Source organism: Acinetobacter sp. ANC 4862 (assembly GCF_004336635.1).
Taxonomy (GTDB): Bacteria; Pseudomonadota; Gammaproteobacteria; order Pseudomonadales; family Moraxellaceae; genus Acinetobacter.
Genome location: NZ_SJXH01000057.1, coordinates 1 through 10,607 on the forward strand (window position 1 = coordinate 1; position 10,607 = coordinate 10,607).

At 35.3% G+C, this 10,607-nt stretch carries 9 protein-coding genes; 4 read left to right on the forward strand and 5 right to left on the reverse strand.

Annotated elements, in window-relative coordinates:
• Window positions 1-681: 681 nt before the first annotated feature.
• Window positions 682-1,437, reverse strand: a complete 756-nt coding sequence (locus E0409_RS15825; RefSeq protein ID WP_005175443.1) for a hypothetical protein — start codon at window positions 1,435-1,437, stop codon at window positions 682-684.
• Window positions 1,438-1,658: 221 nt separating this feature from the next.
• On the opposite strand from E0409_RS15825, the gene E0409_RS15830 reads away from it, so the two are divergent.
• The gene (locus E0409_RS15830) at window positions 1,659-2,942 is read left to right on the forward strand and encodes a MobA/MobL family protein (protein ID WP_131292408.1); all 1,284 of its coding nucleotides are present in this window, start codon (window positions 1,659-1,661) and stop codon (window positions 2,940-2,942) included.
• Here the strand turns inward: E0409_RS15830 and E0409_RS15835 are convergent.
• On the reverse strand, window positions 2,926-3,159 hold the full coding sequence (locus E0409_RS15835) for a hypothetical protein (protein ID WP_249733010.1): 234 nt from the start codon (window positions 3,157-3,159) through the stop codon (window positions 2,926-2,928). The two genes, E0409_RS15830 and E0409_RS15835, sit on opposite strands and share 17 nt — an antisense overlap.
• Before the next feature lie 681 nt (window positions 3,160-3,840).
• Here E0409_RS15835 and E0409_RS15840 point away from each other — a divergent pair.
• Window positions 3,841-4,782, forward strand: coding sequence for a type II toxin-antitoxin system PemK/MazF family toxin (locus tag E0409_RS15840; protein WP_131292411.1), 942 nt, complete (start codon window positions 3,841-3,843; stop codon window positions 4,780-4,782).
• Between the two features lie 241 nt (window positions 4,783-5,023).
• Here the strand turns inward: E0409_RS15840 and E0409_RS15845 are convergent, their stop codons facing one another.
• Window positions 5,024-5,938: a DUF6236 family protein gene (locus E0409_RS15845; protein WP_131292414.1), complete on the reverse strand. Its 915-nt coding sequence runs from the start codon at window positions 5,936-5,938 to the stop codon at window positions 5,024-5,026.
• Window positions 5,939-6,644: 706 nt separating this feature from the next.
• Between E0409_RS15845 and E0409_RS15850 the strand changes: the two genes are divergently transcribed.
• Together E0409_RS15850 and E0409_RS15855 are read left to right on the forward strand one after the other, a co-directional pair.
• Window positions 6,645-7,844, forward strand: a complete 1,200-nt coding sequence (locus E0409_RS15850; protein ID WP_131292417.1) for a multidrug effflux MFS transporter — start codon at window positions 6,645-6,647, stop codon at window positions 7,842-7,844.
• A gap of 24 nt (window positions 7,845-7,868) precedes the next feature.
• Complete coding sequence (locus E0409_RS15855) at window positions 7,869-8,450, forward strand: TetR/AcrR family transcriptional regulator (protein WP_131292420.1); 582 nt, start codon at window positions 7,869-7,871, stop codon at window positions 8,448-8,450.
• 190 nt (window positions 8,451-8,640) lie between these two features.
• Here E0409_RS15855 and E0409_RS15860 read toward each other — a convergent pair whose 3' ends face one another.
• Together E0409_RS15860 and repM are read right to left on the reverse strand one after the other, a co-directional pair.
• Window positions 8,641-9,159, reverse strand: a complete 519-nt coding sequence (locus E0409_RS15860) for a plasmid replication DNA-binding protein (protein ID WP_121523912.1) — start codon at window positions 9,157-9,159, stop codon at window positions 8,641-8,643.
• Between the two features lie 78 nt (window positions 9,160-9,237).
• On the reverse strand, window positions 9,238-10,140 hold the full coding sequence (gene repM / locus E0409_RS15865; RefSeq protein ID WP_131292423.1) for a replication initiation protein RepM: 903 nt from the start codon (window positions 10,138-10,140) through the stop codon (window positions 9,238-9,240).
• Between the last annotated feature and the right edge of the window lie 467 nt (window positions 10,141-10,607).

Sequence of the window (10,607 nt, forward strand, 5' to 3'; positions counted from 1 at the left end):
ATAAATTTTAGTTTTAGTTCTTTTTAACATCAGATTTCGTATAAGAATTTAAAGGTCGACAAACCTAGTTTAAAGGTCGACAAACCTAGTTTTAAAGGTCGACAAACCTAGTTTTAAAGGTCGACAAACCTAGTTTTAAAGGTCGACAAACCTAGTTTAATTAAGTATGAAAGCCTTTTAAATAAAGGCTTTTATAGCATTTAAAAGCATTTAAAAGCATTAAAATAATTAAAAGCCCAGAGAATGATAAATTGCCCTATGTTTTCGCTACGCTCAAACTCTATTGAATCTCGCTATCGCTCGATTCTTGGGGCAATTTTTAGTAAATCTCGTTATGACTTTAAAAAAAGCACAAACAATTCGGAATTCGCTTCGCTCATAGTGCTTTTTTTACTCGCTTTCGCTCGTTCTAGAATCAAATTTTGGCATTTGATTTACGCTCTTTTAGATTTCACATACTAAAAAACAGTTTTTCAAAGAGTCGAAGCGCGAATTTTAGTTATGCCGCTCGTAGACACTCGCTCGGTATATACCTTCTAGGTATATTGTGAGTTTTGAAATGGATCTTGATTTGTATTTTTGCAAAATAAGCTAAATGCTCTTGTTTTGCGATTACAGCCACTTTATTGATTTAGACGTAGCTAACTCAAAAATTGGTTTAAAAGTGGCTGTAATCGCATTTTATTGCGGTTTTAAGTGACTATCTGCTTCAAAGATATAAAGTTCTGTACCGTGGTCATCATATTCACATAATCCTTCAATAACTTTGATAAACAATTCTCTGCTTCGAAAGTAGTTTTCAGTTCTTGGATGAATATATTGATAAAGCGTGGTGTTACTGACCATTCTGAAAAAATTTTGGTTATTGACGATGGTATTTTTAACTTTTTCTGGATCTATATTTTCGGTTGATAAATTAAGTTTGTTCCAGGCGGCTAGTACTGCTCCACCTAAAGCATATTTGAGCTGATTTTCTGCATTACGTTTCTTTTGGGCGTCTGTCAGTTCTTTATGACTTTTTTGCAAAATTTCGCGCTTGTGTTCATTCTCCAGCCGGATCCGGTTTTCCAAGGCTGCTTTTTCAATTTTCTGGTAAGACTCCAGGGCACGATCCAGGCGGAAGAAATTATCCTGATCCATTTCCTGTGTCAGTAATGCCAGAATTTCTGTTTCGTTGGCCAGAAGGGGCTGCTGGTTTTTATCCTTTAGCTTGATCTGTTCAATGAGGGCCTGTCTTTTTAAAAACTGGTTTTTATCACGGTCTGCAGCTTTCAGTAGATTGAGCTGTTTGTCATTGAATATGCCATTTGCTTGTTGAAGCAAGGTCAAAGCCTGCTGCTGGTTTTTCTTGAGGAAAGGGAGATTTTTAAGGAACTGCTGTAATGTCATGAGGTCATTTGAAGTGAGTATTTTCGCAGGTCTTCCACGGGCCGCCATCGCATTCTCCAGCATAAAATGGGTGAGGTTTTTGTGTTTTCAGTTTAGCATAGGCCGGCACGGGAAGAATTAAAAAAAATGTGGGAACATTTTTTTTAATTCTTAAGATCGTTTCCGTGTTTTTAATTCGATATAATTACTACGCAATTATATCGAATTAAAAACACTTCTCCTCGTGCTCCGCAGGCTCTGCGAGGCTCCGTGAATTTGAAGGTGGGATTATGTTCTATTGCAACCTGGAACACACAAGCAAAAAGGCCGTGAAAACCCGATCGGGGAAAGTAAAAAATGCTGCCACGGCCAAGAACCGGTTTCACTACATTACCCGGACTTCGCACTTTAAAAATTATAAAGAAAGTGCCTCAGAACAGATCGAGTTTGTGAGATCCGGCAATCTGCCAAATTTTGCTGAAGGAAAGCCGGCTGAGTTTTGGGACGCTGCAGATATTTATGAACGTAGTAATGGCCGTACCTGTTCCAGTTTGGTGGTGGCCTTGCCCAAAGAGTTGAATCAGGCACAGCGGATTGAATTGGCCGAGGCGTTTATTGCTGAGTTCGCAGACCGCTATAGCTATCCCTTTACCTGTGCCATTCATAATCATGTTGGATCGTTGGGTGGGCAAGAGCAACCGCATTTGCATTTTATGTATAGTGAACGACATGTTGATGGCATCGACCGGACCGCAGAACAGTTTTTTAAGCGTTATAACCCAAAGGATCCACAGAAAGGTGGGGCGCAGAAGCTGACAGCTGATGTGTTAGGTATGGGAAAGGCGCAGTTACAGCTGTATCGGCAGAAGACTGAAGAGCTGATTAATGACAGTCTCATGCGTTATGCCCCGACCAAGATGGTGGAAATCAAGGGAATTCAGGTGGAAGTTCCTAGCTTGGTCAGCTGTTTATCCAACAAGGAGTACAACAAGAAGCATGGCACACAGCTGAAGGATGTTCCTGTGATGAATAAGGCGGTCCGTTTTGCGCGTGAGAAAGAGCCGGAATTAGTGGCCGAACGGGAAAGAATGACTGCTGAAATTAACCAGTTACGTGCTGAAAATCATTATGAGTTGTATCGCCCATTTTACGAGGCTGAATTAAAAAATAGTCAAGAGATTGAAGAATTGAGCACGCAAGCTGAAACACCACGGACACGGCAGCGTTGGTATGCTCAAGAAAAATTATTGTTTTTACAACAAAAAATGCAGCAAGCCTTATTGCAAGATCATCAAACGACCGAACCTTTTAGGCTGATTCAGCATGATTTACAGACTTATATCGATCTTTTGAATACCGAATCCTTCGATCGACTTGAGAAATTTGAATACTTAAGTGATCTGGGCCAACGGTTAAAGAATTCAGTTATTCAGATAGCCTCTATTGATGAAGAATTGGCATTCATGCAGCGGCAGGTCATCGAACGTGTGCCTTTGCAAATGAGAGACAAGGCAGTAACCCCTGACAAAATAAGGAATCATGATCAGGATAATGATTTTAGTTCTGGTTTTTAGGCAGATTGTTTAAGGCGCGCCATTGCATCAGCAGAACAGCCTCTTCATCTTCCAGTGTAGTTTCTCCAGACTGGATCCGTTCAAAGCGTTCCCAGGATCTTTTTTTATGGGCCCTTTTTTCTTTGGGACTCATACCGAAGGTCGTAATCGATTGAGCTGTTGCCCAATCCTTGCGATCCATTTTTTTGAGATGCTCACTTGTACTGAATTTTTTCATGGAAAATACTTCCTATAAGGGGTTAACCGAATTATTTGATATCTAATTCCCTAATGTGACAGAACCTAGAATTCCAACTATTAAGCCAAATGCAGAATCTTCTACTTGTATTTTAATAGATCATTCTACTTTTAGATTCTTTTATTTCTAGGGAGGTTGTTATAGTAAGTCTATGATTAATATAGTTTTATTGGGATTACTGGCGAATTTTAGTTTCTTGAAGAAAAAGTAATATATTATTTATAAATCAATAGTTTATAAGATTAGTGGCGAACTTTAGATGACAATCTTCTAAAATTGTCATCTAAAATTCGCTCATAACTCATATTTTTTATTTATATCAATATCTTATATGTTGTTTTTTAAGCCTGATTAAATAAGCCTCACAATAGCAATAAATAAGTATAAAGAAACAAGTGCAGCGGAAATTTTAACCCTCTAATTCTTTGTTATTAAAAGCATGCTCAAAGAAGCAAATAAACAATTAGAGGGTTATGCTTTTCTTATCCAATTCACTACACTTTCCATTGTATAAATCATATGAAGCGTGGACACTAGATCCACGCTTTTTTGAATTTCGCATAAGAGATTTTATGTTAAATAGCTATTAAAAAATAATTGATATGTATGATTTATAAGTAATCTATAATGCAAAATTCTTCTGCCTAAACGTTTGTAAAAATGCAAAAAGAGTTGGTCATAGTTTATTATCAAAAAATTAATGACAATGAAATAAAATTTCTTGGTAAAGAAACATTCGTAAATATTGAAGAAGCCTTAATTCCTGATGTAATAAGTAGGGCAAACATAAGGTTTGTTCATAAAAAATTCTTTAATAATGATAATTATCAATGGTTGCTGGATAGTTTAGTTCATCCTCCCTTACCCCACTGTCCAGATCACTCCCCTATTTATAATGTAATTTTAAAGAAGTATTCAGTCTCTATTCCTGAAGTATATTTATCACAAACTTTAAAGAAAAATAGAAAAAGCCTATCCAGCTTATTATACAAATTTACCTTAGTTGAAGTGGATTTTGGATTCACTCAAAGTATCTCTAAATATAAGGTTCACTCGAAAACTCCTAAACGCTACCCGAGCTTTTTACAATTAAAAGAAATGAGAAAAAGACGCTTGGCTATTGTGCTACAAACTTTTGGTAATGATTTAGTTCAAGTAGTTCCCTTAACATCCAAAGCTCCTTATGGCAATAAAAATGCTTTTAAGCTTAATTCTAAAAGTTTAGAACCATTTGATTTTTATGGTTCTTCTGGTAAAGAAAGTTGGGCACTCTGCGATATGATACAAACAGTATCAATAACTAGAATTAACCCAGGCATAACTATCTTTAAAGAAAAGAGTGGATATGAGCGAAAACAGCGAAATGAGAATTATCCCTATCGGTTATGTACAGAAGATAGAGATCAGCTTTCAAGTATATTATTAGATTGCTATAGCCCAGATGATTATTTGGAACTAAAAAGAATTAGATCAAAATATTTTGCTTTGCAATCTATTCAGAAAGAAAATGAATTAGAAATTAGTAACTTAAAGATAAAACTGTCTAGATTAGAGTCTATGTGTCAAGCTTATGGTTTAGATTTGGATACAGAAGGATTCTAATAAGATATTTGCATTCATTCAATTATAATAATATAATATTGACATATTAGGTGAGGGATTCCAGTGCAGTCTGCCCCTCGCGACAGCTTAAGAGCTCACTGCAGATTTAAAAAATACGAAAGCCATCACTATGATGGCTTTTTTATTGTCTATAAAAATATCTTAGAGTTATTTTTGGTATGGTTCAAATATACTATTGTTCCTTGCCCTTATCTTGCATTTTACGACTTCTAACGTCTATTCATTCAAAACTATTACTAAACCTCTGTAAGATAATTCCTTTGTTGATTGCAGAGCCAATAAATTGAAATTCTGGTGAATTCTTCTTTGCTTCATGAATCTTTTGCTTTGAGCTAAAAATATTAAAGAAGGTTTTACCAAGATTGTAAGTCCCAGATAGGCTAGGGCCACTTATTAGAAGATCTCCTGCAGCTAGAGTAGCCTCTAATAGTTGAGACTTATTATCTTTGATATCACTAATCAATGATTTCATCGAATAGTAGGAAAATTTAGAGGAAAAAGCGAATTCATAATCTCTTATTGCACGTTTAAACTCTTCTAATTCATATGATTTCGCAAGATCTCTCCTTTCCAAATCTTCATATGAACTAATCTTATCAAATAGTCTATATTTAGCTAAATGAAGTCTATCAAGCTCATCGATATAATCTTCTCTAAATCTTCTCAGAGTATCTATCGGAACATAAGTACTTGGATAGGGAAGACATTTTGAAATTTCAATTCTAATAGTATGTCGTTCTATTAAATCATCAGATTCTATAGAATTAAATCCATCTGCAACATTATTATAAATAATCCAATCAGAGTCCGTATTCTGCTTTCTTACACTTTGACATGCTAATAAAGATTCTAAAGCCAACTTTTGCATTTCTGAAGAATGAATACGAGGTGGAGGAGCATTTGTATAAAACTCAATAACTCCATTACTTCTGAATTCTTCAATTACATTGTTAGTAAAATGGAACATCGGTATTTGAGTAATAACAATGTTGTCCCAATAAAGACCATAAAACATCAAATCACTAGGTGTTAAATCTTTAGCTACAAGTCCATTTTCATTGCTAACACCTCCTAATCCTGAGAGGATTAGGCCCTTAGAAATTCTTTTTTTCTTAAATTGGATTATTTCACCCATTATTCTTAACTCAAATAAACATTTGCCCATAGTAATAAGCAAACAAGTAAATATTCATAATCTATATAAGTTTAGATATGGATCCTTAGTTATATATTTTAAAATTAACATAATTAAATGAGCTAAAGTTATTTAAAAATAAAAAACCCCGGCATCCTGCCGGGGTTTTTCGTATTGGGTTGCTAGGTATGACTCCTGTCGTACCTCACGATCCTGGTGTATAAACTTATTATTGTTGTTTTCTGTTCCGGAACATCCTGTTCCTGTATGACTTCATCATAGGAAAATTCCAGTATCGCGGATAGCCGCAAAGGACCGATATTGATGTGCGCCAAGGCGTACAAAATAGCCTAAATTTCATCCACAGTAATTGGGGATAGTTTTCGCCCTGGAAGAGCTGAGAACATTGGGAAAATGCCGAAATTGAGCATTTTTTAGACGATTTTATTGGCGAAAGATTACAAATCTGCTCATAAAAAATCCAACTTGTTTCAAAATCGGATTTTTGGGCATTCTTGGATTTTTATGATTTTAATAAGTGCTTGATATTTCAATTAATATACAAGTGTACTTCGTATAACGCCCATTATGTTAAATAGACACTATTTAGACCTCATATGTTTAAATTGGATTGAAATAAATAACTTGATTTTTTTATGCTGAGCCTATAAAAACTACCGATCGGTAGTTAATTTAATTTTAAGTTATGAATAAGTCTGTGGGATTAAAACTCACCATCTCTCTCGCTATCATTGTTGCATTGGGTCCAGCAGCAATTGATATGTATTTAGCATCCATGCCAAATATGGCCCAAGACCTTGATACCTCTTATGCTTCTACGCAGATTACGTTGACTGTCTTTTTGATTTTTATGGGGCTTGGTCAACTATTTTTTGGACCTTGGTCAGATGCTATTGGACGTAAAACCCCGTTATTACTAGGACTTGTTACTTATATTGGTGCTTCAATTTGGGCTGCTTTGGCGTTAAATTTGGAGAGTCTAGTTTTCGCACGTGCACTTCAAGGTTTAGGTGCATCTATGGCTATTGTCGTAGTAATGAGTATGGTCCGGGATTTAACCGAGGGCGCTGCTGCAGCACAATTGTATGCGTTGTTAAATACCATTGTGGCACTAGGTCCAATCGTTGCTCCTGCTATAGGCGGAGTGATTGGATCTCATTATGGCTGGCGTGGTGTAATGCTCGCTTTAGGTGTTTTAGGCATTGTTGTTTTTATCAATACCTTATGTACGCTAAAAGAAAGTTTAGCAGTCAAAGACCGTATTCAGCTGAATTTTGGGTCTGTTACCAAAGTTTATTTGAATATTCTAAAGAATAAGGCCTTTAGCTTTAATTTACTCGCCTTATCAGCTGTGTATTTCTTTCTATTTTCTTATATCGGTGGATCTTCCTTCGTTTATCAAACAGGCTATGGTTTAAGTAGTGAACAATTTGGATTGGTCTTTGGCTTAACCAGTATTAGTTTAATTTTAGGTGCATCCTCATCAGCATATTTCGTGAAAAAAATACCTATTTCACGTCTAGCCCTCATCGGTGCAGTTGTTATCATGATTGGCAGTGCGACATGTATTGCTATGCATATCATGGGTCTTGGTTTAGTGGGGATTGTATCTGGGGTAGCGCTAGGTCTATTTGGTCTTGGTATTTTAGAAGCAACGTTGATGGCGATAGCGATGGAGTCACAACAAACCGCTTTGGGTTCAAGTGCTGCACTACTTGGGGCAATACCGATGCTTCTTTCGTCAACAGCAACGCCTATCGCTGGTCAATTGGTTGAAGTTGATACCTTATACTGGTTAATGTTGCTAAGTGCCATTGGTCCACTCATTCTATTTTTGGTCTATATGGGTACTCGAAATGTACTTATCAAAAAATTAATTCACTAAACCTTGCTTAGGATTACTCCCTTCATGAAAAAATTAAGATCTCAGTCTAAACAACGTATTATTGATGTCGCTTTTAGGTGTTTTGTTCTTAATGGTTATGAAGGGGCCTCTTTAGGTGCTATTGCAGAGAATATTGGAATCCGTAAGGCATCCATATATACACATTTTAAAAGTAAAGATTCATTATTTTTAGAGCTTTTACTAGATGCTTTAGATATCGAGTGTTCTTATTTAGAAGAGTGCTTTAATACATCTGTAAGTGGTAAATTACCTGGGGAGTTGTACTTAGGTAAGATCAAATCACGATATGAGAATGCTATTACCTATCAATTTCTAACTCGAATTGCATATGTTCCACCTAATCATTTAATAGAAAATGTGAAATCAGCTTATCAAGATTATATTCAACAAATTATTCAATTCTATCAGGCAGAGTTATCTCAAATTATTGATGATGATAAAGATCAAGAAATGTATACAGATGCTTATTTAGGTATCTTAGACAGTTTGAGTGTCGAACTATTATATGACGGGCATATGTATGAGCGACGTTTAAATGCAATGTTGTGTCTATATAAACAAAGTATCGAAAAAATTATTAAATAGGATTACTTAAAATTAACATAATACACCTTATACGAAATACAATTTTTTATTCCTTTAAAAATCAATTTCTTATATACTATTGAAAAGCTCATTTACCCTCAAATGGGCTTTTTTTATGATTTTTCACGTTCCACGCCTATTCTTTGATCAATGTTTCACGAATTTGTTCATATCAGTTAAACAATCGTGGTTAATCATAGGGTCTAAAAAAACGGCTCCAAAAGCCTCTTTTTTCTGGTTCCGGTTGGACATGTTCCGGGACTAGAATGCGCTTATTCTCGATTACTTCAGGTTCTTTTGGAGGGATTGTGATCACTTCCTCTTTTTCTTCTGTCTCAGGCTTAGATTGAGTTGGCTCAGGATCAACAGGTGTAGTGACATGAGGTTTTGGAGCTTCCAATAGACGTTGCATGACTTCAATTTGTTCTTGGTAGAAGGCTTCTCGATCTTTGGCATCTGATACTTGATTTTTCAGCATGTCTATCTGCTGTCTAAGCAGTAAAACTTCTGCCGAACTTGGACTGTCTATTTTTACAGGGTCTTTTACATTCTGTTTTTTAGCAGGCTCTCCAAATACACGAATGGCTTCTGAAAAATCAATCTTATTGTCAGAATTTTTACTTAGAATTCCTTTGTTTATATGGTTGTATATGGTCTGTCTATTTATATTGTAAAGCTTGGATAATTCAAGAACTGAAAGGCTTTTCATGATGTAAAGCTATGCCTAATCTTGTCAAAAGTTGTTGTCTATTAGACTGTCTAATAGACAAATGAGCAAGCTTATATTTTATGCCGCTTTATAGCCAACTTTTTTAAGCAGTGGAGTAAATTCTTTTAATTTTTCTGGATCTTTAAGCATATCAGCAATCCTTACAGCAAATTGAGAATAACTTTCTGTCCCTTCAGAATATTTACTACTCACTTCCGGGAGTTCTGAAAGCTTCTTGGCAAATAAGAGACGTTGTGGATCTGTTAATGTTACTAAATTTGATTTTTTAGGTTTCTTCTGACGAAACTTAAATGAAAATCCTGAAATTATTCGACCAGTTTTATGTTGCTCGTATTGAGCTGTTATATCTGTCCATTCATTCACTTGTTTAAGAGCAAAATCTAAAACGTAAGTTTTGAAATTACTCATGGTCTTATACTGATTAACTTCAACACCTAGTTGTTGTCTGAATATTTGCAAATCAAAAATGGGGGTTTTCCCTGCTGAGCGCCATTGAATTAACAACTCATATAAACGAATTGCATAGGCACTAGTTAATCTAGCGACTTGTTGTAATTCATATTTAGTAAAATTTTCTTCTAAACGAGTAATAAGAGGGACGATATCTTGTGTGAAACGTAAAAAAACAATCCCTGAATTAGGTTCATAACCAATTTTATCTACCCAGCGACAGTGGAAACTGCGGTCTTTCCCCGTTTTGGGGTTAACGTCATGATAAGTAACATAACGGTCAAATAAGCTTTTAGAGGCGTCTTTAAGAACTGTATAAGCAGTATGTTTCTCAACATGGAAGGTATTAATATAGCTATTCGCATGAACCTCTAGAAGACTATTTTCAGTGATTCCATGTCCAGTTTCTCTAGCTTTAGCTATAGCAAGTAAAATTAAACGTTGTTCTACCATGTCTAGGGTGTAACTTGCCTGCATTAAAGAATTATCTTTAACGATTAATTTTGACATTTCATTCTTTATTATCTTAATAACTAGGTTGTAAGATAGACCATTCAAATGGTTTTAGCAATTCTCTTTTTAATGGGTCGATAAACCTAGTTTTAATACCCTTTAAGACAGATATAATTTCACTACTATTAAAAGGTTTAAGGTCCATAAATTTTAGTTTTAGTTCTTTTTAACATCAGATTTCGTATAAGAATTTAAAGGTCGACAAACCTAGTTTAAAGGTCGACAAACCTAGTTTTAAAGGTCGACAAACCTAGTTTTAAAGGTCGACAAACCTAGTTTTAAAGGTCGACAAACCTAGTTTAATTAAGTATGAAAGCCTTTTAAATAAAGGCTTTTATAGCATTTAAAAGCATTTAAAAGCATTAAAATAATTAAAAGCCCAGAGAATGATAAATTGCCCTATGTTTTCGCTACGCTCAAACTCTATTGAATCTCGCTATCGCTCGATTCTTGGGGCAATTTTT

What these genes read in the sequence shown, in the direction of transcription:
- E0409_RS15830 (WP_131292408.1), top strand. Translation starts at nt 1,659, where the DNA reads ATGTTCTATTGCAACCTGGAACACACAAGCAAAAAGGCCGTGAAAACC.
- E0409_RS15835 (WP_249733010.1), bottom strand. Translation starts at nt 3,159, where the DNA reads ATGAAAAAATTCAGTACAAGTGAGCATCTCAAAAAAATGGATCGCAAG.
- E0409_RS15845 (WP_131292414.1), bottom strand. Translation starts at nt 5,938, where the DNA reads ATGGGTGAAATAATCCAATTTAAGAAAAAAAGAATTTCTAAGGGCCTA.
- E0409_RS15855 (WP_131292420.1), top strand. Translation starts at nt 7,869, where the DNA reads ATGAAAAAATTAAGATCTCAGTCTAAACAACGTATTATTGATGTCGCT.
- E0409_RS15840 (WP_131292411.1), top strand. Translation starts at nt 3,841, where the DNA reads ATGCAAAAAGAGTTGGTCATAGTTTATTATCAAAAAATTAATGACAAT.
- E0409_RS15860 (WP_121523912.1), bottom strand. Translation starts at nt 9,159, where the DNA reads ATGAAAAGCCTTTCAGTTCTTGAATTATCCAAGCTTTACAATATAAAT.
- E0409_RS15850 (WP_131292417.1), top strand. Translation starts at nt 6,645, where the DNA reads ATGAATAAGTCTGTGGGATTAAAACTCACCATCTCTCTCGCTATCATT.
- E0409_RS15825 (WP_005175443.1), bottom strand. Translation starts at nt 1,437, where the DNA reads ATGGCGGCCCGTGGAAGACCTGCGAAAATACTCACTTCAAATGACCTC.
- repM (WP_131292423.1), bottom strand. Translation starts at nt 10,140, where the DNA reads ATGTCAAAATTAATCGTTAAAGATAATTCTTTAATGCAGGCAAGTTAC.